This is a genomic window from Streptomyces sp. NPDC002809, from assembly GCF_040295435.1.
GTDB lineage: Bacteria > Actinomycetota > Actinomycetes > Streptomycetales > Streptomycetaceae > Streptomyces.
The window spans coordinates 1-22,025 of record NZ_JBEOVJ010000065.1 but is presented as its reverse complement, the minus strand read 5'-3'; the positions used below and the strand labels follow the sequence as shown (position 1 = coordinate 22,025).

The window sequence follows — 22,025 nt, the reverse complement described above, 5'->3', positions numbered from 1 at the left end:
CGTTTGCCCCCGCAGGCGCGGCGCGTCAGAGCAGGGTCAGCTGGGTGGGCTCGGAGGCGGGCGGCGGGGTCTGCGGCTCGGCGCGCTCGGGGAAGCCGCGGGGTGTTCCGTGGTGCGAGGGGCCGATGCCGTACTCGGTCGCCAGCTCGTGCACGTACCGGGTGATGCGGCGCTGGTACCAGGTGGGCGCGTAGGAGCCGTCCGCGTACAGCCGCTCGTACCGCCGCACCAGATGCGGATGGTGGCGGCCGAGCCACTCCATGAACCACTCCCGGGCGCCCGGGCGCAGATGGAGGACGAGCGGGGTCACCGAGGTCGCGCCGGCGGCTGCGACGGCGCGGACCGTCGCCCGCAGCTGGTCCGGCCGGTCGCCGAGGTACGGGATGACGGGCGCCATCAGCACCCCGCAGCCGATGCCGTGCTCGCTGAGGGTGCGGACGACGTCGAGGCGCCGCTCGGGGGAGGGTGTGCCGGGCTCCACGGTCCGCCACAGTTCGGGGTCGACGAATCCGACGGACACCGAGACACCGACCTCGGTGACCTCGGCGGCCTGCCGCAGCAGCTCCAGGTCGCGCAGGATCAGCGTGCCCTTGGTGAGGATGGAGAACGGGTTCGCGTGGTCGCGCAGGGCCGTGAGGATGCCGGGCATGAGCCGGTAGCGGCCCTCCGCCCGCTGGTAGCAGTCGACGTTGGTGCCCATCGCGATGTGCGCGCCGTGCCAGCGCCGCGAGGCGAGCTCGCGGCGCACCAGTTCCGGGGCGTTGATCTTGACCACGATCTGCGAGTCGAAGCCGAGCCCGGTGTCGAGGTCCAGATAGCTGTGGGTCTTGCGCGCGAAGCAGTAGACGCAGGCATGTGAACAGCCGCGGTACGGATTGACGGTCCACTCGAACGGCATCCGGGACGCGCCGGGCACTCGGTTCACGATCGAGCGGGCCCGTATTTCGTGGAAGGTGATGCCTCTGAACTCCGGGGTGTCGAAGGTGCGAGTCGTCACCGCGTCCGCGGCGAAGAGCGCGCCGGTACCCGTTTTGGTGGTTGTGGCGGGGTTATCGGCCAGATTGTCCCAGCGCATGGACGCCTCCTCGGTAGCACTGACCCGAGAATAGAACACTTGTTCCCTTGATCGTTTTCTCCCCTTCGTCCCGGACCGGATTTTGAGCCGGGCTGCCGAGGTGGTTGGCTCAGCACACCCCCGAACAACCGAGTGCTGGAGGAACAGCCATGGCGCAGGTCGAGGCCACGACAGAGCGGATCATCGCGGCGGACGCGGAGGCGGTGTTCGACGCGCTGGCCGACTACAAGGACGTCCGTGGCAAGGTGCTGCCCGGCCACTTCAGCGAGTACGAGATCCGGGAGGGCGGCGACGGCGAGGGCACCCTCGTCCACTGGAAGCTCCAGGCCACCAGCAAGCGGGTGCGCGACTGCCTGCTGGAGGTCACCGAGCCCACCGACGGACAGCTCGTGGAGAAGGACCGCAACTCCTCGATGGTCACGACCTGGACCGTCACCCCGGCCGGTGAGGGCAAGTCCAGGGTCGTCGTCTCCACTGTGTGGAACGGGGCGGGCGGCGTCGGAGGATTCTTCGAGAAGACCTTTGCGCCCAAGGGACTTGGGCGCATCTACGACGAACTTCTGCAGAACCTCGCCGCCGAGGTGGAGAAGTAGCCTCCGGCCGAACTGTCCGGCCTCACCGGTTCGGGTGGTCTTTCCGGCCGGTCGGCTGTGCGCCGTAGTGGCTCCCACCGGGGGATACGCCCCCTGAGTGCGCCGTCAGCGCCCCCTCGCCGCGTTTGCCCTCACTTGTCGCGCAATGCGAGAAATGTGCGGCGGCAGTGCGACGAGGGGAGCGGCACGTGGTGGGTGGCATCACTCTGGTGAAGGACGAGCCGGACGGTACGGGCGGCGCCGAGACGGTGCCCTTGGTCGCGCCGCCTTCGCCGCCCGCCGCGACGGAACCCGTCGCCCCGGCCCTGCCCGGCGACGGGGCGACCGACCCCCGCCGCATCAGGCTCGTCTTCATCGGGCTGATGCTCACGCTCCTGCTCGCGGCGCTCGACCAGATGATCGTCGCCACCGCGCTCCCGAAGATCGTCGGTGAGCTGCACGGCCTGGAGAAGATGTCCTGGGCGGTCACCGCCTATCTGCTCGCCTCGACCATCGGTCTCCCGATCTACGGCAAGCTCGGCGACCTCTTCGGCCGCAAGAGCGTCTTCCAGTTCGCGATCGTCGTCTTCGTCGTCGGCTCCGCGCTGGCCGGCTGGTCACGGACCATGGACGAACTGATCGCCTTCCGGGCCCTTCAGGGCGTCGGGGGCGGCGGGCTGATGATCGGCGTCCAGGCCATCATCGCGGACGTCGTACCGCCCCGGGAGCGCGGCCGGTTCATGGGGCTCATCGGTGCGGCCTTCGGACTCGCGTCCGTGGCGGGCCCGTTGCTCGGCGGCTTCTTCACCGACCATGCCTCGTGGCGCTGGTGCTTCTACATCAATGTGCCGTTCGGCCTGGTCACGCTGGCCGTCATCACCGTCGTACTGAAACTGCCCAAGCCGAAGGTCCGGCCCCGGCTCGACATCCTCGGCGCCGTTCTGCTGGCAGCCGCCTCCACCTGCCTCGTGCTGCTGACCAGTTGGGGCGGCACGGAGTACGCCTGGGGGTCGAGCACCATTCTGGGGCTGGCCGCCGGAGCCGCCGGAACGACTCTGCTGTTCCTCGCCGTCGAGCACCGCGCGCCCGAACCGATCATTCCGCTGCGGCTGTTCCGCGACTCGATCTTCAACGTCACCGCCCTGGTCGGCGCGGTCGTCGGGGTGGCGCTGTTCGGCGCCGCCAGCTACCTGCCGACCTTCCTGCAGATGGTCGACGGGGCCACCGCCACGGAGTCCGGACTGCTGATGCTCCCGATGATGGGCGGCATCGTGGGCGCCTCCGTCGTCTCGGGCCAGCTCATCTCCCGCACCGGGCGCTACCGCGTCTACCCGATCGCGGGCAGCGCGATCTCGGCGGTGGGCATGTGGCTGCTGTCCCGGCTCGAGACCGACACCCCGCGGTTCGAATACAGCATCGCGCAGGCGGTCCTCGGCCTCGGGATCGGGCTGATCATGCCGGTGCTCGTCCTGGCCGTGCAGAACTCCGTACGCCCCGCGGACCTCGGCACCGCGACCAGTGCCAACAACTACTTCCGGCAGATCGGCGGCAGTGTCGGCGCCGCCGTGTTCGGCACCCTCTTCGCCGGACGGCTGGCCGACGCGCTCGCCGTGCGCCTGCCCTCCGGCGCCGGTCTGCCCGACCCGGAGTCGATCACGCCGCAGCTGGTCCATGCGATGGAGCCCGCGCTGCGGGACGCCTACATCCAGGCGTACGCCGACGCGATGCCCCGGATCTTCCTCTACCTGGTGCCGGTCCTCGTGCTCGGCCTGTTCATCGCCTTCTTCCTCAAGGAGAAACCGCTGGTGTCCCACCACAGCCCCGAAACCGCAGCCGATCCCGCAGCGATCCCCGCCGCCCGTACCGACCCCGGCCCCCCGCCCACCGGGTACCTCTCGGGGGTGCCGGTCTGCGGCAGTGTCCAGCACTCCGACGGTACGAAGGTGCCTCGCGCCGCCCTCACCCTCATCGACGTCCAGGGACAACAGGTAGGCAGGGGCGCCAGCGGGGACGAGGGGCGGTACGCGCTGAGTGTGCCCGGCGCCGGTTCGTACGTCCTCATCGCCGCCGCGGGGGGCCACCAGCCGCAGGCGGTCAGCGTCACCGTGGGCGAACGGCCGGTGGAACTGGACGTGGTACTCGGGGGCGCCGGACGGCTGGCCGGGACCGTCGTGACCGCGGACGGTGTCCCGGTACGGGACGCGGCCGTCACCCTGACCGACGTACGCGGGGAGGTCGTCGCCTCCACGCGCAGCGGGCGCGAGGGCGGGTACGTGATCGCGGAGCTGGTCGCGGGCGAGTACACCCTCGCCGCCTCGGCTCCCGCCTTCCGGCCCGCCGCGCTGCCGGTCAGCGTGCAGGCGGCCAGGGAGACCCGGCAGGACATCGAACTGGCCGGCGGAGCCGTGCTGCGCGGGATCGTCCGGGCCAGTGGCGGCCGGCCCGTCGAGGACGCCCGTGTGACGCTTCTGGACGCGGCCGGCAACGTGGTCGACACGCTGACCACCGGCGCCGACGGATCCTTCCGGTTCGTCGATCTGTCCACGGGCGAGTACACCGTGATCGCGGCAGGGTATCCGCCGGTCGCCACGGTGCTCCAGGTCGCGGGCGGCGGTCGCACCGAACGGGACCTCCAGCTGGGCCACGAGGACTGAGGGCCGGGTGCGGGCCGGGCTCCCCCGCCCTTCCGGTCAGGCCGCCGCGTCCGGTCCCCGCGTGCGGCCGCGCGGTCCGGCCCCCGCATCCGGCCGCGCGCGGTGCGCCACCCGTGGGGGTGATTCCGTGCGATGGCCCGCGACGCCGGACGCGGGGCCGTACCGTGGACGCACGCACCGTAGAACCTTGCGGTGAGGGAAGGAGCCTTCCGCCCATGGACCTCGGTGTGCCACCGCAGCGGACACCACAGCCGCGTGACGCCGCGGCGGGCCGCGTGCCGCTCGCCGTGGTCGTCGTCGACGCGGACGGACTCGTCTCGCACTGGTCGACCGGCGCGAGGAGACTCTTCGGGGTCTCCCGGGAGGACGCCGTCGGCTGCCCCGCGGGTGAACTCCTGCCGGTGACCGGTGCGTTGAGACAGCACGGCGATCCTTTGCCGGACAGGGCGTACACCGAGTTCGGTCCGGAACTCGACAACTCCCTCAACGGGACGGTCGCCTACCCGGCGGCGGGCCGGGCCCGCGTCGACGAGCCCGGCCGCGGCCGCATGGACGTGCTCTGGTGGGCCTATCCGCTCGTCGGCCCGGGCCCCGAACGGCTGCTCGTGCTGGCCGCCGACTGCGGGCCGCTGCGGGCCGACGGTGACGGCGATATCCGGGACAAGGAGACGATCGCCCCCGGATTCGCCCTGCACACCGACTTCCCCGGCTACCGGGAGCTGTCCTCGCGACTGCCCGAGATCCTGCCCAGCATGAGTGTGAGGGAAGCCACCCGGATCGTCTCCCAGGTTCTTGAACTCGGTTATCCCGTGCTGGAGTTCAGTCACCGTGACCGGATCCCCGTGACTCCCGACTGGGGCGTGCCGCGGCGTACCGGACACCGCACCGCCGGCGGCCCGCAGCGTACCGCCGGGGGTTCGTCCGTCCCGCGCGCCGCACCCCGTCCCGAGCTGGACCTCGAATACGCGGCGGTCCGCGAACGGCTGGAGTTCCTCAACGAGGTCAGCGGCCGCATCGGCACCTCCCTCGACCTGGAACGGACCATCCGCGAGGTCACCAGCGCCGCCGTGCCCCGCTTCACCGACTTCGCCGGAACGCATCTGCGCGCCGCGGTCCTGGCCGGCGAGGACTTCCCGGACGGGCCGCCCGACGTCACGACCATCTGGCACCGCGTCTGGGTCGAGCACAACGACGAACCGGGCCGCTGGGACGACACCGTGCCCGTCGGTGAGTCCATCGCCTTCCCCGAGCACACCCCGTTCTTCCAGTGCATGGTCACCGGCGAACCGGTCATCATCCCTTACGTCGGCGAGGAGTTGAGCAACCGGATCTCGGGCGAGTTCGAGAAGCGTGACCTGCGCCCCCTGATCACACACCGTTCCCTGCTCATCGTCCCGCTCAAGGCCCGCGGCGTGGTGCTCGGCTTCATGGTGCTGATGCGCCGCCCCGGCCGCGAACCCTTCGACGACATGGACCGCACCACCGGCGCCGAACTCGCAGCCCGGGCCGGGCTCGTACTCGACAACGCCCGCATGTACACGTACCAGGAGAACGTCGCCGAGACGCTCCAGGACAGCATGCTGCCGCAGATCGAACCGCGCATGGCGGGCTGCGACATCGCCACCCGCTACCTGCCCGGCGCCCGGCTCGGCAGGGTCGGCGGCGACTGGTTCGACTCGGTGAAGCTCCCCGGGTCCCGGACCGCGCTCGTCGTCGGTGACGTGATGGGTCACGGCCTCAACTCGGCCGCGATGATGGGGCAGTTGCGCACCGCGGTCCTGACCATGGCCACGATGGAGATGCCGCCCGCCCAACTCCTGCGCAACCTCGACGACCTGGCCCAGCGACTCGGTGAGCAGTACCTCGCGACCTGTCTCTACGCGGTCTACGACCCGATCCGCTCCGAGCTCCAGATCGCCAACGCCGGGCACATCCCGCCGGTGCTGGTGCGCGCCGAGGACGGGCGGGCCGAGCTGCTCGACCTGCCGACCGGCGCCCCGGTCGGCGTCGGCGGGGTCGCCTTCGAGACCGCCACCGTGCGGGTGCGCCCGGGCGACCGGCTGGTGCTGTGCACCGACGGTCTGGTCGAGGTGCGCGGCCAGGACATCGGCGCCGGTCTGGCCGCGCTCTGCGCCTCGGCCGCTCATCCGGCGGCCTCGATGGACGATGCCTGCGACACGATCATCCGGGCACTGAACCCCAGCGGCGGCCGCAAGGACGACGTGGCCCTGCTGATGGCCCGGCTCAACGGCATCCCGGACGGCGACGTCGCCGAGTGGCAGCTGGCCCTGGACCCGCGCGAGGTGGCCCGGGCCCGCCGTCTCGTGCGCGGCAGACTCCTCGACTGGGAACTGCCGGACGCGGTGGAGGCGGCCGAGCTGATGGTCAGTGAACTCGTCACCAATGCCGTGAAGCACGGCCGTACCCATCACATCGGCCTCCGGCTGGTGCGAACCGGAGCCCTGCTCTGCGAGGTCAGCGACGACGAGCCCGCCCCCGCCACGCTGCTGGGCACCACCGCGCACGACGAGTCCGGCCGCGGACTGGTTCTGGTGAGCAGCCTCGCCCGGGAATGGGGCACCAGCACCACGGCCCGCGGCAAGAAAGTCTGGTTCGAGCTGGCACTCTCCCGCGTCCCGCGCCCCCGGCCGTTCGCCCGGTGACAGGGGGGCCTCCAACGGGCCGAGGCCTTGGGCCGTGTGCGCACCCTTGCCCGGAACAGCGGAAGACGGTAGTCCGGTGCTGAGCGAAATGCCGCGGGACGGCCGGACTCGGGAGTGCGCATGGATGTGTCGCAGCGATACCGCGAGGCGTGGGAAGGTTTCTGGTCGGCCACTTCGGACACACCCGGCGAGGCGATCTGGGACGCCGACCCCTCGCTGAGCGCCGCACCGCACAGCGAACTGCTCCTGCCGTACGCGGATGTCTCACTGCCCGTCGTCGACCTCGGCTGCGGAAACGGCACCCAGACCCGCTATCTCGCCACCCGGTTCGCCCGTGCGATCGGCGTGGACCTCTCGTACGCGGCGATCGGCCACGCCCGGCGGGCGGACCCCGAAGGCGTCGCCGAGTTCGCTCAGCTGGACATGGTCGACGGTGACGCCGTGAGCGCCCTGCACGAGCGGATCGGCGATGCGAACGTCTACATGCGGGCGGTCATCCACCAGAGCGAACCCGAGGCCAGGCCGGCGGTCGCGGCGGCCGTGGCGATCCTGCTGGGGAAGCGCGGCCGGGCGTTCGTCGCCGAGCTGACCCCGGCTTCCAGGGGCGTGCTGCAGCACGCCGCGCAGGGGCCGGACGGGCCGCCCGAGAAGCTGCGACGGGTCTTCGAGCACGGGCTGAAACCGGCGGGCGCCACCGAGGAGGAGGTGCCGGAGGTGCTGCGGGCGGCCGGACTGACCACGCTGGACAGCGGTGACACGGCGCTGCCGCAGACCGAGTACCTGCCCGACGGAACCCGGATCGACCTGCCGGCGCGGTGGTTCGTCCTGGCCGCCCGCTGATCCGGGGCGCGCACCGGCCCGGAGGGCTGCCCCGCCCGGAACGCGGGGCAGCCCTCCGGAGTCCGTCCGCGGGCGGACGCGTCGTTCACGGCATCAGCCGCGGTCTCCGTTTCGCCGCGACGTCCTCGACCCAGCCGAGGAGCACGACGGCCGCGGCGACGAGGACCCAGGCGACGCCGAACTGCAGCCACGTGCTGGCGAGCGGCAGATACCGTTCGAACGCGGGCACGTTCCACATGAGGTCGATCAGCGGCACGCTCGCCATCAGTGCGACCTCGTGCCACAGATAGACCGTCACGGCACGGGCGTTGAACACCTTCACCACCCGCGCCGCCAACGGGTGGCGGCCCAGCCATGCGCAGGCGGGCCGGAACCGAAGGAGCAGCAGGACGAAGCCCGCGGACCACAGCGCCTGGGCGAGCGGGATGTCGTCGAGGTCGTACGACCCGTCGACGCGGTGGTGCAGCGCCCACCAGCCTCCGGCCGCCAGCAGGACCGGTGCCACGGCGACGACCTGGCCGGGACGCAGCCGGTCGAGCACCCCGTCGCGGTGGGCGAAGCCGAGCAGCCAGCAGAACAGGAAGACCGACACGTCGCTGACCGCACTCCCCAGCCGCCCGTCCGGGCCCCCGCCCAGTGCGGTCAGCGCCAGGACCGGGACGAGGGAGAGGACGAGCACCGGAACCGGAGCGAGCCGGAAGACCCGGAGCAGCGCCGGTGACAGGAGCACGAACCAGAGGTACGTCCGCAGGTACCACAGCACCGCCCAGGCCTGCTCGCCCCACGCGTTGCCCGGTGGATCACCGACCGGCAGCACCCAGTACAGGACGTCGGCTCCGGGTACCCAGCCGTGCAGCAGCATCGCCACGCCGATCACCGGGCCGAACACCCACAGCGGGATCAGCAGCCTGCGCAGCCGTCCCCGGATCACCTGCCGGGCCGGCCGTTCCAGGGAACGCGCCATGAGCGAACCTGCGAGCGCGAACATCACCCCCATCGACGGGAACACGAGCCCCAGCCACTGCCATTCGAAGGTGTGGTAGGTGACGACACGGACCAGAGCGAAGGCCCGCAACACGTCGAACCAGCGGTCACGTCCGACGTCACCGGGCCCGGCGGCAGGATCCGTACGAGCGGCGGCCGGCGGCGCCCCCCGCCGGTGCGCACCTGCCATCAGCGGCTCTCCGCACCGGACGTGGGGGCGCCGACCACGCCGGTGCGTTTCAGCTTCTGCCAGCGCAGCCGGCCACCGGTCGCCGCGGTGACACACGAGTGGATGAGCACCAGGTACATCAACTGCCGGTACGCCAACTGCTGGAAGGGCAGCATCAGCAGATACCGGTACTTCTCCCGGTCGAGGCGGAACGCGTAGGCCGCGCAGACGAGTTGCACCAACAGCACTGCCAGCCAGGCCAGCAGCGACGCACTGAAGTCCACGAAGAGCATCGCGTAGAGGGTGAACACGTCGATCAGCGGGGCGAAGAGGGGGGTGACGATCTGGAAGAGGACCACCAAGGGCATCCCGACGCGGCCGAATCGGCCCGACGGCCCGCGGTCCGTCACGGACCGCCGGTGCTTCCACAGTGCCTGCATGGTGCCGTAGCTCCAGCGGTAGCGCTGCCGCCACAACTGTCCCAGGGAAGCGGGGGCCTCGGTCCACGCGCGGGCGTGCTCTGCGTAGACGACGCGCCAGCCGGCCCGGTGCAGGGCGATCGTGATGTCGGTGTCCTCGGCGAGCGTGTCCTCGCTCATGCCGCCCACTTCCAGCACCGCCGTACGGCGGAACCCGCCGATCGCACCCGGGATGGTGGGCATGCACCCCAGCAGGTCGTACATCCGGCGGTCGAGGTTGAATCCCATCACGTACTCGATGTGCTGCCAGGCACCGATCATCGTGTTTCGGTTGCCGACCTTTGCGTTGCCGGCGACCGCTCCGACCCCCGGGTCACCGAAGGGCTGCACGAGCCGGTGCACGGTGTCGGGTTCGAAGACGGTGTCGCCGTCCATCATCACGACGATGTCGTGACGCGCCTGCCGCACACCGTTGTTGAGCGCGGCCGACTTGCCGGCGTTCTCCTGGCGTACGACCCGGAGGTTGGGGAGCCCCAGGGACTCGGCGATCTCCGGGGTCCCGTCGGTCGATCCGTCGTCGACGAGGATGATCTCGATCGGATGGGTGCTGGACGCCAGCGAGTTGAGCGTGTGGGCGATGCACTCCTTCTCGTTGTACGCGGGCACGATCACACTCACCGGGTCGGTGACCGCGGGCCCCCATGCGAACCGGCGTCTGTTGCGCTTCCGGTAGTGGCGGCGGGCGAGGACGAGCATCAGCCCGAACCGTCCCAGCACGGCGACCCCGACGACGGTGAGTGCCGCGGCGAGTACGGGAACGGTCCACTCGGCGACCGCGACGGCCGCGAGCAGTGCCCGGCCCTCCCAGAGGGTGGTGGCGTCGGCCTTGCGGTGCGCGGCCTGCTCGGGATCGGAGCCGGCCGCCGAGGCGGCGGCCGGCGGACCGGCGGCCCGCCCGGCCTGTTCCTGCCCGTCCTGCCCGTCCTGGCCTTCCTGCCCGGACTGCGCCTGTGCCCGGTCGTCCTGCTGCTGGGCGCCGCTGACCGTGGTGAAGGTGTAGCCCTTCGCCTTCATCTTCTTGATGTACCGGGGCAGCGCCTCAAGGGTCTGCTCACGGTCGCCGCCCGAGTCGTGGAAGAGCACGGAGGCACCTTTGCCGCTCTTCGGGGTGGCCAGGTCGATGATCCTGTCGACGCCCGGCTGCTGCCAGTCCTCGCTGTCGGTGTCGATGAACACGCTGGTGTAGCCCAGCGCGCCGAGCTTCTTGTAGACGGGCCAGCTGTAGTTGTCGATGGCGTCGTTCGTCGACGAGTACGGGGCGCGGAACAGCGTCGTGGTGATGCCGGCGGCCCCGGCCAGAGCAAGCTGCGTCTGGGCGATCTCACGCGTGATGCGGGAGGTGCTCTGATAGGAGAGGTCGACGTGCGTGAAGGTGTGGACGCCCACCTCGTTGCCGTTGTCGACCACCTTGCGCACGATGCCCGGATAGCGCGAGATCATGGAGCCCACCAGGAAGAACGTGCCCGGGACGTCGTTGTCGTCCAGGATGTCGAGCACCTTGCCGGTCCACTCGGGATCGGGCCCGTCGTCGAAGGTCAGCACGATCGTCTTGTCGGGCACCGACTGTGTGCGGGCCGTGCCGCCCCGGAAGCTGAGCAGGGGGCCGCCGTCCAGGACGCTGTCAGGGACCTTGCTCGCACTCGCGTCGGAGCGGATCCGCTGGTCGTTGCCGACCTCGGCCCGCAGATACCCGTCGAGCAGCATCACGGAGACGAGGCCCAGGAGCAGCAGAAGGGCGATCACCACCCGGGGCCCCGGTATCGCCTGGGGGCGGGAGCGCCCGGTCCGGCTCATCGGGCCGTGCCGGTGCTCGGCGGGGCGTATGCGCTGTCGCCGCCGGGGGGCCCGCCGTCGCCGGGGCCGCCCTGGGCGTCGGACGTTCCGTCGAAGGGGAGCAGCGTCGAGGGCGACAGGGAGATCCCGCCCATGAAGGCAAGGGCCAGAACGGCGGTGTACCCGACGCAGGCGACACCCAGCGCGGCACCGGCCCGGCGCAGCAGCCGGGCGCGCCTGCCCGAGCTGTCCACGAAGACGGGCCCCTCCTGCGCCGCGGGCAGGGAGGGGCGCGCGTGTTTGCGGCGTCGGCCACGCACGGCCGGATCTGTCTCGACAGGGGTATCGGAATGCATTTGCGTATGTTGACCAACGGCCATGTGCGAAGTCTGGGGCTTTGCTGGCCGGACGCTGTGGATCCGTGCTTCACCTGTCGGTGGGCTGAGAATACGGGAGCTGCGAGCGGGCGCCTGGTGCCGTCGCCGAGCATCCAACTGTCGCTAGATAGAGCAAGGTTGGCATCAACGGTGCGGGGCGTGGTGCTGTCCTGCCATGAATTCGCTGTGAGGGCGGAGCGGGTCAGGTGTGAGAGGTTCTGGGTGTTCCAGTCCTTCTGTGTCGCGTTTTCGGGACACCCTTTACCGAAAGCAGGTGCAAACAGCATGCGTACGTCACCGTCCCGGGCGGCCGTGGCCGGCGCCGGCCTCGCCGCACTTCTCCTCGCCTGCTCCGCCTGCGCGACCGGCACCGCGGCGGACCAGGGGGCTGTGTCGGGCCCCCGCCCGGCCGCCAGTGCGTCAGCCCCGGCGGCCACCGCGTACACCCCGTACGTGAGTGCGACGACCTCCTCCGGCACGGACGCGGCGGGTTCCCCCGACACGTACAACCTCGCTTTCGTGGTCGCCGACGGAGATGCCTGCACCCCGCTCTGGGGCGGCAGCGCGGCGGTCACCGACGCCGCCGTGGTCTCCCGCGTGGCCGCGCTCACCGCGTCCGGCGCGGACGTCCGGGTCTCCTTCGGCGGCGCGGCGGGTACCGAGGCGGCGCTCGCCTGCGACAGCGCGCAGGAACTCGCCGACGCGTACGGGAAGGTGCTCGACGCGGTCGGCGCGACCAAGGCGGACTTCGACATCGAGGGCGACGCGCTCACCGACACCGCGTCGGCCACCCGCCGCAACGAGGCCCTGCGGCTGCTCCAGCAGGAGCGCGATCTGGACGTCACGTACACCCTGCCGGTCATGCCCGACGGCCTGGAGTCGAGCGGCACGGCCGTCCTGGACGATGCGGTGGCCCAGGGCGTCGAGGTCTCGGCGGTGAACATCATGGCGATGAACTACAGCCCGTCCCACGACGGCGACATGAGCGACTACGCGGAGCAGGCCGCCTCCGCGGCGCACGACCAGGTCGCGGACGCGTTCGGGCTGTCGGACGACAAGGCCTGGCAGGCCCTGCACATCACCGTCATGATCGGTGTCAACGACGTGGCGGGGGAGACCTTCACCCTCGCCGACGCGGCGTCCCTGCGCTCATTCGCCCGGAGTGAGGGCGTCGGCGCCCTCTCCCTGTGGTCGGCCTTCCGCGACCGGCCGTGCACGGACGAGGACACGTCGAAGGCGAGCGACAGCTGCAGCGGCGTCGAGCAGGAGGACGGGGCGTTCGCCGAGGCGCTGAGTGGCTGACGGCCGCGGGTCAGTGTCCGGTCCCCTCCCGTACGAGCGCCATCAGGGCCCGCGCCCCCGGGCTCATCGCCTGCGCGGCCGGAAGCACCACGACGCTCTCGTAGTACGGCTGGTCCGCCCCGTCGAGCTGCACCGCCACCAGACCCCGGGCCTCTGGCTTGCGGGAGAAGTGGTGCGGCACCACGGCGATCCCGAGCCCCTCGTGAACCAGCTCCAGCAGGCTGTGCACGTCATTGACCTCCAGCGCCACCGTGCGGCGAACCCGCGCGGCCGCGAACGCCTCGTCGGCCGCCCGGCGCGGACCGAAGTCCGGATGGAAGTCGATGAACGCCTCGCCCGGAAGCTCGTCCCACCCGACCCGGTCCGCCGAGGCCAGCCGGTGCCCGGGCGAGCACAGCAGGACCATGGGCTCACGGGCCAGCGGGACCAGCTCGCCGCGCCACTCCACGGGGGAGACCGTGGCGGCGAAGGCGATGTCGAGCCGCCCGCCGGCCACCCCGTCCACCAGGTTCGTCGTCCCCTCCTGGCGGAGCCGGATCTCCATGTGGGGGTGGGCGCGGTGGAAGGCGGCGAGCAGCCGCGGGAGGCTCACCCCGGCCACGCACTGCTCCACGCCCACTGACAGGGTGCCGCGCAGCAGCCCCCGTACCGCGTCGACGGCGTCCTTCGCCGCCCGTGCGCCCGCCAGGGTGCGTTCGGCCTCCACCAGCAGGGCGCGCCCGGCCTCGGTCAGCCGCACGCTGCGGGTGGTCCGGCTGAACAGCGGGGTCCGCAGCTCCTGCTCCAGAGCCCGGACGGACGCGGAGAGGCCGGACTGCGACACGGCGACGCGCTCGGCGGCCCGGGTGAAATGCTGCTCCTGGGCGACGGCGACGAAATGTTCCAGCTGGCGCAACTCCATGATTGAGAAATATAGGTGCTGAATCCCAGCGGAATCTCCTGTTGGACTGCTGGATCGTTGTGAGCGAGCCTGGAGCCCGCACCTCTCCCGGGGCGGAGCCGCGCGGCCCCCCCCGGGTGAACCGGAACGATCTCTCCTGTGGAGTCCCGCATGTACATCCCGTCCGCCGGCCGCTACCGGGACATGCCGTACCGGCGCACCGGGCGCAGCGGTCTGAAGCTGCCCGCCCTCTCGCTCGGTCTGTGGCACAACTTCGGTGGTGACCGGACTCCGGAGTCCCAGGGGCAGATCCTCCGCCGGGCGTTCGACCTCGGGATCACCCACTTCGACCTGGCGAACAACTACGGCCCCCCGCCGGGCTCCGCCGAGACCGCGATGGGCCGCGCCCTCGGGACGGACTTCGCCCGGCACCGCGACGAGATCATCGTGTCCACCAAGGCCGGCTATCTGATGTGGGACGGTCCGTACGGGGAGTGGGGCTCGCGCAAGAACCTCCTCTCCTCGCTGGACCGGAGCCTCACCCGCCTCGGCCTCGACTACGTCGACATCTTCTACTCCCACCGGCCCGACCCGGAGACCCCGCTCGAAGAGACGATGGGGGCCCTCCACTCGGCGGTCCAGCAGGGCAAGGCCCTCTATGTGGGCATCTCCAACTACTCGGCCGAGCAGACGAGGGAGGCCGCCCGGATCCTGAATGACCTCGGCACCCCGCTGCTCATCCACCAGCCGCACTACTCGATGCTGGACCGCTGGGTCGAGGACGGCCTGCTCACGGCGCTGGACGAGCTGGGTGTCGGCTCGATCGCCTATTCGCCGCTGCAGCAGGGCATCCTCTCCGACCGCTACCTCCGCGGCATTCCCGAGGGCTCGCGGGCCGCGGGCAGCAGTCCCTTCCTGTCGGCCGCGGCGGTCACCCCCGAGCTGGTCGGCCGGCTCCGCGAACTGGACCGACTGGCCTCCGAGCGCGGCCAGTCGCTGGCCCAGATGGCGCTGGCCTGGGTGCTGCGCGGCGGCCGGGTCACCTCCGCGGTGGTCGGGGCGAGCAGTGTCGCCCAGCTGGAGAACAGCGTCGAGGCGATCCGAAACCTCGAGTTCGGTGACGAGGAACTCGCCAGGATCGAGGGGCTGTTGAAGGGCGCCGAGCGCCGCTGAACCACGAAGAGGCCGGCGCCCCCGTTCGCGGGGCGCCGGCCTCTTCGCGCGTAGGGGAGTCGCGCCGTCGAGGCGGTCGCACCCGAGCCCGGTCCCGGTCAGGTCACCATCGACGTCGCCTGCGCGGGAGAGAGCGTGCTGGTGCAGGGTGCGGCCGGCGGGGTCGGCACGGTGGCCGGGCAACTGGCCCGGATCGCGGGTGCCGGGGCCGTGTACGGGGTGGTGTCCTCCGCCGCGAAGGCCGAATACGCACTCGCCCACGGTTACGACGAGGTGTTCGTCGGCGACACCCTCCCGGACGAGGCCCGCCGCGCCACCGGCGGCCGGCGCGTGGACCTGGTGCCCGACCCGGTCGGCGGGGACACCCTGCGGCGCGCCATCGACGCGCTCGCCGTTTCGGGCGGCTCGTCTCCTTCGGCAACGCGGGCGGCGCACGGCCCTGGAGCGTCGGGCAGGGCGAGCTGTACCCGGGGAGCAGATCGGTGGCCGGATTCACCATCCTGGAACTGGCCGCAAACGCCCCAGAGATCCTGCGTACCGTCGCGGAGCGCGCCTTCCGTACCGTGACCGACGGGCACGTTGACCTTCCGGTGACGGCCGAGTCCGCCCTGGCGGCCGAGTCCGGTGCGCACCTGCTGATGGAGGGGCGTACGTCGACCGGCAAGCTGGTCCTGCGCATCGACGGCTGAACGATGCCGTCCTGCGCCTCGACCCCCTGCTCACGGCCCCCGGAAGGTGCACGTACATGAAGATTCTGGTTGTGGGAGCAGGAGCCACCGGCGGTTACTTCGGCGCCCGTCTCGCGCAGGCGGGCAAGGACGTCACCTTCCTGGTCCGCCCGCGCCGCGCCGCCGCCCTCCGTGACCGGGGCCTGCGCATCACCGGCCTGGGGGAGGAGGAGGTGCTCACGCCCCGGCTCGTCACCGCCGACCGGCTCTCCGGCCCCCATGACCTGGTGCTGCTCTCGGTGAAGGCCACTGCCCTGGAGGGGGCCCTCGACGACATCGCACCGGCCGTCGGGCCGACGACCGCGATCGTTCCCCTGCTCAACGGCATGGCGCACCTGTCGCGGCTCAACGACCGGTTCGGTGAGAAGGCGGTGCTGGGCGGCGTCGCCAGGATCATCACCACGCTGAACGCCGAAGGGGACATCGTGCGCCTCGCCCCGGTAGCCAGTCTGACGATCGGGGAGCAACAGGGCGGCACGTCCCGGCGGGTGGAGGCGATCGCCGCCGTCCTCACCGACGCGGGCATCGACACCTACCGGCCCCAGGACATCCTTGCGGCGATGTGGAGCAAGTGGGTGTTCATCAGCACCCTGGCAGGGCTGACCTGCCTGATGCGCGGCACCGTCGGCGACGTCCGTGCCGTGCCCGGCGGACGGGCATTCGTGACCGCGCTCCTGGCCGAGTGCGCCGCCGTGGCGGCCGCCGCGGGCCACCCCGTGCGGGCGAAGGAACTCGACGCGGTGGCCGAGATGCTGACCACGGAGGGGTCACCCCTCACCGCCTCGCTGTACCGCGACGTCACCCAGGGCGCCCCGACCGAGGCCGAGCAGGTCTTCGGTGACCTGGCCGACCGGGCCCGGGGCCTGTCCGTCGACACGCCGCTGCTCGACCTCGTCACGCTGAACCTGCGCGTCCACGAACACCGCACCGCAACGGCCGGCTGAGAATCCCGGGGCCGGTGCGCCCGGGACCGCGGCCCTTCAGTGGAATGGACCTCTGGAGGCCGGGGCCGCCCTGGCCTGCACGTTCATCGGCGCGTACCGTGTGTCGGCATGAAGATCCTCGTCAGCGCCGACATGGAAGGCGCCACCGGCGTGACCTGGCCGGCCGATGTGCTGCCCGGCACACCCCAGTGGGAGCGATGCCGCTCCCTGTTCACCTCCGACGTCAACGCGGCCGCCCTCGGCTTCTATGACGGGGGCGCCGACGAGGTGCTCGTCAACGAGGCCCACTGGACCATGCGCAACCTACTGCTGGAGCAGCTCGACGACCGGGTCCAGATGATCACCGGCAGGCACAAGTCGCTCAGCATGGTGGAGGGCATCCAGCACGGCGACGTCGACGCCGTCGCCTTCATCGGCTACCACACGGGCGCCGGCACGGAGGGCGTCCTGGCCCACACCTTTCTGGCCAACTCCATCACCGGCGTATGGGTGAACGGGGTCAGGGCCAGCGAAGGGCTGCTCAACGCCCATGTGGCCGCGGAGTACGGCGTCCCCGTCGTCCTCGTCACCGGTGACGACCTGACCTGCGTGGACGCCAAGGGCTACGCCCCCGACGCGCAGACGGTCGCCGTCAAGGACTACGTGTCGCGGTACGCCGCGGTCTGCCGCACCCCCACCCGTACCGCCGCCGACATCCGTGCGGCGGCCAAGGAAGCGGCCGGGCTCGCCGGGCGGTACACACCGGTCGAGGGCGGCCCGTTCACCGTGGAGCTGGAGTTCGACGCCGAGCACCTGGCCGCAGCGGCCACGGTCGTGCCCGGAGTGGCGCCCTCCGGTGAGAGGCGTGTCGCCTACACGAGCGCGACGATGTACGAAGGTATCCGCACGTTCAAGGCGGTGACGACCATCGTGTCGTCCGCCGTGGAGGAACAGTATGGCTGAGGCGAGCACCCCCAAGGACAGCGTCGACGCCCTCGCGCTCGACGAAGCGGTGACGTTCACCTCCGAACTGATCCGCATCGACACCACCAACCGGGGCGGCGGCGACTGCCGCGAACGCCCCGCCGCCGAGTACGTCGCCGAGCGGCTGGCCGCCGCCGGCCTCGAACCGACGCTCCTGGAGCGCACCCCCGGCCGTACGAACGTGGTCGCCCGGATCCCGGGCACCGACCCGTCAGCGGACGCGCTCCTGGTCCACGGCCACCTGGACGTGGTGCCCGCCGAAGCCGACGACTGGACCGTGCACCCCTTCTCCGGCGAGGTGCGCGACGGGGTCGTCTGGGGACGCGGCGCCATCGACATGAAGAACATGGACGCGATGGTCCTCGCCGTCGTCCGGTTCTGGGCCAGGGCCGGCATCCGCCCCCGCCGCGACATCGTGATCGCGTACACCGCCGACGAGGAGGCCAGCGCCGACGACGGCTCCGGCTTCCTCGCCGACCGGCACGCCGCCCTCTTCGAGGGGTGTACGGAGGGCATCAGCGAGTCGGGCGCCTTCACCTTCCACGCCGGACCGAACCTGCCGCTCTACCCCATCGCGGCGGGCGAGCGCGGTACCGGCTGGCTCAAGCTCACCGCCCACGGCAAGGCGGGGCACGGCTCCAAGGTCAACCGCGCGAACGCGGTCAGCATGCTCGCAGCGGCCGTCGCCCGGATCGGCGCGCACGAGTGGCCGGTCCGCCTCACCCCCACGGTCCGCGCCGCGCTCACCGAGATCGCCGCACTGCACGGCATCCACCCCGACCTCGACGCCCCCGGCTTCGACGTGGACGAACTCCTCGGCAAGATCGGACCGGCCGCCGACCTCGTCGCGCCGACCATCCGGAACAGTTCCAACCCGACGATGCTGGAAGCCGGTTACAAGGTCAACGTGATCCCGGGTCACGCCAGCGCCTTCATCGACGGCCGGATGGTGCCCGGCGGTGAGGACGAGTTCCGTACCACCCTCGACCGGCTGACCGGCCCCTCCGTCGAGTGGGAGTTCCACCACCGCGAGGTGCCCCTGCAGGCGCCGGTCGACTCGCCCACCTACGCCAAGCTCCGCGCCGCGGTGGAGCGGTTCGACCCGGACGGCCATGTCGTTCCGTACAGCATGTCCGGGGGAACCGACGCCAAGCAGTTCTCCCGGCTCGGTATCACCGGCTACGGCTTCTCACCGCTGAAGCTGCCCGTCGGCTTCGACTACCAGGCCCTCTTCCACGGCGTGGACGAGCGTGTCCCCGTGGAGGCGCTGCACTTCGGCGTCCGGGTCCTGGACCACTATCTGCGCACCGCCTGAACCCTCGGGGGAATTGATCATGGTATCCACTGAGGTCCACGGAAGCTGGCCGTCACCGATCGACGCCGCGCTGGCCGCGTCCCACGACGGCCGCCCCGAGTACGTCGGGGCGGTCGGCGACGAGCTGTGGTGGACGGAGCCCCGGCCGGCCGAGGCCGGCCGGCGCGCGCTGGTCCGCCGGCTGGCGGACGGCATCACGTCGGAGCTGCCCGCGCCGTGGAACGCCCGCAGCCGTGTCATCGAGTACGGCGGAAGGCCCTGGGCCGGCACCGAACGTGCCGAGGGCGGCCCGCTGGTCGTGTTCGTCCACTTCGACGACCAGCGGCTGTACGCCTACGCACCCGACGGAGCCCATGAGCCGTGGCCGCTCACCCCCGTCTCCGCCGTCGGCGAAGGACTGCGCTGGGCCGACCCGCGGCTGCACCCGGACCGGGGTGCGGCGGGCGAGGTCTGGTGCGTCCTGGAGGAGTTCACCGGTGAGGCGCCCACCGAACTGCGCCGGGTGATCGCCGCCGTGCCGCTGGACGGATCGGCGGCCGACGACCGGTCCGCGGTACGCGAACTCTCCGACGACCGGCACCGGTTCGTCACCGGCCCCGAGGTCTCGCCCGACGGGCGGAGCGCGGCCTGGATCGCCTGGGACCATCCGCGGATGCCGTGGGACGGCACCGAGGTGATGCTCGCCGACATCGGTGAGGACGGCACGTTCCACGACGCCCGGAGCGTCGTGGGCGGCCCGGAGGAATCCGTACCGCAGGTCCGGTGGACCGCCGACGGGCAGCTGCTGTTCGCCGGCGACCGCAGTGGCTGGTGGAACCTCTACCGCGTCGATCCGCACCGGGGCGCGGTCGAACTCTGCCCCCGTGAGGAGGAGTTCGCCGGTCCGCTGTGGAAGATCGGCCTCAACTGGTTCTGCCCGCTGGACAACGGGCTGATCGCCGCCCTCCACGGCAAGGGGTCCACCACGCTCGGCATCCTCGACCCGGAGACGGGCGAACTCGTCGACATCGCCGGGCCCTGGACCGAATGGGCCGAGACCCTCGCCGTCCAGGGCAGCCGGGTCATCGGTATCGCGGCGAGTCCGCACAGCGCCTACGAGATCGTGGAGCTGGACACGGCGACCGGGCACACCCGGATCATCGGTGCACCGCACGAGGACGCGGTCGACCCGGCGTACTACCCCGAGCCCGTCGCCCGCACCTTCACCGGGCCCGGCGGCCGCGAGATCCACGCCCAGGTCTACCCGCCGCACAGCCCCGACCGCACCGGGCCGGAGGGCGAGCTGCCGCCCTACGTGATGTGGGCCCACGGCGGCCCGACCGGTCACGCCCCACTCGTACTGGACCTGGAGATCGCCTACTTCACCTCGCGCGGCATCGGCGTCGCCGAGGTCAACTACGGCGGCTCCACCGGCTACGGCCGGTCCTACCGCAACCGGCTGCGCGAGCAGTGGGGCGTCGTCGACGTGGAGGACTGCGCGGCCGTCGCCGGGGCGCTCGCCGCCGAGGGCACGGCCGACCCTCGACGGCTCGCCATCCGCGGCGGCAGTGCCGGGGGATGGACCACCGCCGCTTCGCTGACCGGGACCGACGTCTACGCCTGCGGCACGATCATCTACCCCATCCTGGACCTGACCGGCTGGGGTACCGGCGAGACCCACGACTTCGAATCGCAGTACCTGGAGTCGCTGGTCGGCCCGATCGCCGAGGTCCCCGACCGCTACCGCGACAGGTCGCCGATCAATCGCACCGACGGGCTCACCACCCCCTTCCTGCTCCTCCAGGGGGAGGACGACCCGATCTGCCCGCCCGTGCAGTGCGAGCGCTTCCTGGCCACGGTCGAGGGGCGCGGCATTCCGCACGCCTATCTCACCTACCCGGGCGAGGGGCACGGATTCCGGCGCGCCGAGACCATGATCAGCGCGCTGGAGGCCGAACTCTCCCTGTACGTGCAGACCTTCGGGATCGACCGCACCGACGTGCCGCGGCTGGAGCTGAAGAAGTGACGGCCGAGGATCTGACGATTGCATCAGTGACGGATGAACCGGCGACGGCTGAACCGGTGACGGACGAACGGGCGGACCTCGCCCCGCTGACCCGCCCGGCCCGGCTGCGCGCGGGCTCCAGGGTCGCCGTGGTGTCCCCGAGCGGACCGGTGCCCGCCGAGCGGCTGGAGGCCGGCCTCGACCTCCTGCGCGGCTGGGGGCTCGAACCGGTCGTGATGCCGCATGTGCTGGACGTGCACCCGGAGTTGGACTACCTCGCCGGCGCGGACGAGGCGCGGGCCCGTGACCTCCAGGACGCCTGGTGCGATCCGTCGGTCGACGCGGTGATCTGCGCCCGCGGCGGCTACGGGGTGCATCGCATGGTCGATCTCGTGGACTGGACGGCCTTGCGGGCCGCCGGGCCCAAGGTGTTCGTCGGATACAGCGACATCACCGTGCTCCACGAGGCGTTCGCCCTGCGGACGGGGCTCGCCACGCTGCACGGTCCGATGGTGGGTACGGAGACCTTCCTGAAGGACCGGCGGACACAGGAGTCCCTGCGCGCCACCCTGTTCGAGCCCGAGACGGTGATGACGCTGGGGCTCGACGACGCGAGGGCGCTGGTGCCCGGGCGGGCCCGGGGCATCACGTACGGCGGCTGTGTGAGCCTGCTCGCCGCCGACCTCGCCACCCCGCAGGCCCGCAGGTCTGCCCGGGGCGGTCTGCTCGTCATCGAGGACACCACGGAGGACCCGTACGGCATCGACCGGATCCTCACCCAGTTGCTGCGGGCCGGGGCGTTCGACGGCGTAGCCGGAGTGGTCTGTGGTTCCTGGGCGGGATGCGGACCGTACGAGCGGGTACGGGCGGTGCTCGCCGACCGGCTCGGCCCGCTGGGCGTCCCCGTCGTCGAGGAGCTCGGCTTCGGGCACGGCCCCACGGGGCTGACGATTCCGCTCGGGGTGCCTGCCGTTCTGGACGCACCGGCGGACGGCAGTCCGGCCACGCTCACGGTCGAGGTGCCGGCGCTGGTCTGAACGGACGGAGCTCGGCGAAGGCCCCCGCCACCCCGGGGGGGGCGCCGCGGCAGCCGGGGATGGAAGATCAAAACACAAAAAAACACGCACCACACCAGTGCTAGCCGTTGGGG

General features: G+C 71.5%; 16 protein-coding genes and 1 pseudogene. 12 read left to right on the top strand and 5 right to left on the bottom strand.

From position 1 onward, the window contains the following. Positions 1–25 precede the first annotated feature (25 nt). Positions 26–1,075, bottom strand: a complete 1,050-nt coding sequence (locus ABT025_RS29255) for an Rv2578c family radical SAM protein (RefSeq protein ID WP_351000861.1) — start codon at positions 1,073–1,075, stop codon at positions 26–28. 149 nt (positions 1,076–1,224) lie between these two features. Between ABT025_RS29255 and ABT025_RS29250 the strand changes: the two genes are divergently transcribed. From ABT025_RS29250 to ABT025_RS29235, 4 genes are all read left to right on the top strand, one after another. Then, positions 1,225–1,668, top strand: a complete 444-nt coding sequence (locus tag ABT025_RS29250; protein WP_351000858.1) for an SRPBCC family protein — start codon at positions 1,225–1,227, stop codon at positions 1,666–1,668. A 188-nt stretch (positions 1,669–1,856) separates the two neighbouring features. Further along, positions 1,857–4,301 carry an MFS transporter gene (locus ABT025_RS29245; protein WP_351000855.1) on the top strand — a complete coding sequence of 815 codons (2,445 nt, stop codon included), beginning with the start codon at positions 1,857–1,859 and terminating at the stop codon, positions 4,299–4,301. Positions 4,302–4,516: 215 nt separating this feature from the next. Then, on the top strand, positions 4,517–6,964 hold the full coding sequence (locus tag ABT025_RS29240; protein ID WP_351000852.1) for an ATP-binding SpoIIE family protein phosphatase: 2,448 nt from the start codon (positions 4,517–4,519) through the stop codon (positions 6,962–6,964). A gap of 120 nt (positions 6,965–7,084) precedes the next feature. Further along, on the top strand, positions 7,085–7,804 hold the full coding sequence (locus ABT025_RS29235) for a class I SAM-dependent methyltransferase (protein WP_351000849.1): 720 nt from the start codon (positions 7,085–7,087) through the stop codon (positions 7,802–7,804). Between the two features lie 85 nt (positions 7,805–7,889). On the opposite strand, the gene ABT025_RS29230 is transcribed toward ABT025_RS29235, so the two are convergent. From ABT025_RS29230 to ABT025_RS29220, 3 genes are read right to left on the bottom strand one after another with little or no spacing between them, the layout of a single operon-like run. Further along, positions 7,890–8,978 carry an acyltransferase family protein gene (locus ABT025_RS29230; protein ID WP_351000847.1) on the bottom strand — a complete coding sequence of 363 codons (1,089 nt, stop codon included), beginning with the start codon at positions 8,976–8,978 and terminating at the stop codon, positions 7,890–7,892. Next, positions 8,978–11,230: a bifunctional polysaccharide deacetylase/glycosyltransferase family 2 protein gene (locus tag ABT025_RS29225; RefSeq protein WP_351000844.1), complete on the bottom strand. Its 2,253-nt coding sequence runs from the start codon at positions 11,228–11,230 to the stop codon at positions 8,978–8,980. The genes ABT025_RS29230 and ABT025_RS29225 overlap by 1 nt, the downstream gene beginning before the upstream one ends. Further along, positions 11,227–11,565, bottom strand: a complete 339-nt coding sequence (locus ABT025_RS29220; protein WP_351000842.1) for a hypothetical protein — start codon at positions 11,563–11,565, stop codon at positions 11,227–11,229. The genes ABT025_RS29225 and ABT025_RS29220 overlap by 4 nt, the downstream gene beginning before the upstream one ends. 306 nt (positions 11,566–11,871) lie before the next feature. Here ABT025_RS29220 and ABT025_RS29215 point away from each other — a divergent pair, with 306 nt between their 5' ends. Continuing rightward, positions 11,872–12,888, top strand: a complete 1,017-nt coding sequence (locus ABT025_RS29215; RefSeq protein WP_351000839.1) for a chitinase — start codon at positions 11,872–11,874, stop codon at positions 12,886–12,888. A gap of 10 nt (positions 12,889–12,898) precedes the next feature. Here the strand turns inward: ABT025_RS29215 and ABT025_RS29210 are convergent, their stop codons facing one another. Further along, the gene (locus ABT025_RS29210; protein ID WP_351000836.1) at positions 12,899–13,789 is read right to left on the bottom strand and encodes a LysR family transcriptional regulator; all 891 of its coding nucleotides are present in this window, start codon (positions 13,787–13,789) and stop codon (positions 12,899–12,901) included. A gap of 150 nt (positions 13,790–13,939) precedes the next feature. Here ABT025_RS29210 and ABT025_RS29205 point away from each other — a divergent pair, with 150 nt between their 5' ends. The 7 genes and pseudogenes from ABT025_RS29205 to ABT025_RS29175 all read left to right on the top strand — a co-directional run bounded on the left by ABT025_RS29205 (position 13,940) and on the right by ABT025_RS29175 (position 21,912). Then, entirely contained in the window at positions 13,940–14,941 is a 1,002-nt protein-coding gene (locus tag ABT025_RS29205) for an aldo/keto reductase (RefSeq protein ID WP_351000828.1), read from the top strand. 123 nt (positions 14,942–15,064) lie between these two features. Further along, positions 15,065–15,630, top strand: a pseudogene (locus tag ABT025_RS29200) (zinc-binding dehydrogenase); the annotation flags it as partial. Positions 15,631–15,686: 56 nt separating this feature from the next. Beyond that, entirely contained in the window at positions 15,687–16,613 is a 927-nt protein-coding gene (locus tag ABT025_RS29195; RefSeq protein ID WP_351000825.1) for a ketopantoate reductase family protein, read from the top strand. Between the two features lie 108 nt (positions 16,614–16,721). Then, complete coding sequence (locus tag ABT025_RS29190) at positions 16,722–17,555, top strand: M55 family metallopeptidase (protein ID WP_351000822.1); 834 nt, start codon at positions 16,722–16,724, stop codon at positions 17,553–17,555. Beyond that, a complete protein-coding gene (locus ABT025_RS29185; RefSeq protein ID WP_351000819.1) occupies positions 17,548–18,891 on the top strand; it encodes a M20/M25/M40 family metallo-hydrolase in 1,344 nt (447 codons plus the stop codon). Before ABT025_RS29190 ends, ABT025_RS29185 begins: the two co-directional genes overlap by 8 nt. A gap of 19 nt (positions 18,892–18,910) precedes the next feature. Then, a complete protein-coding gene (locus tag ABT025_RS29180) occupies positions 18,911–20,896 on the top strand; it encodes a prolyl oligopeptidase family serine peptidase (RefSeq protein ID WP_351000816.1) in 1,986 nt (661 codons plus the stop codon). A 26-nt stretch (positions 20,897–20,922) separates the two neighbouring features. Next, positions 20,923–21,912: a S66 peptidase family protein gene (locus ABT025_RS29175; protein WP_502972055.1), complete on the top strand. Its 990-nt coding sequence runs from the start codon at positions 20,923–20,925 to the stop codon at positions 21,910–21,912. The last annotated feature ends 113 nt before the right edge of the window (positions 21,913–22,025 follow it).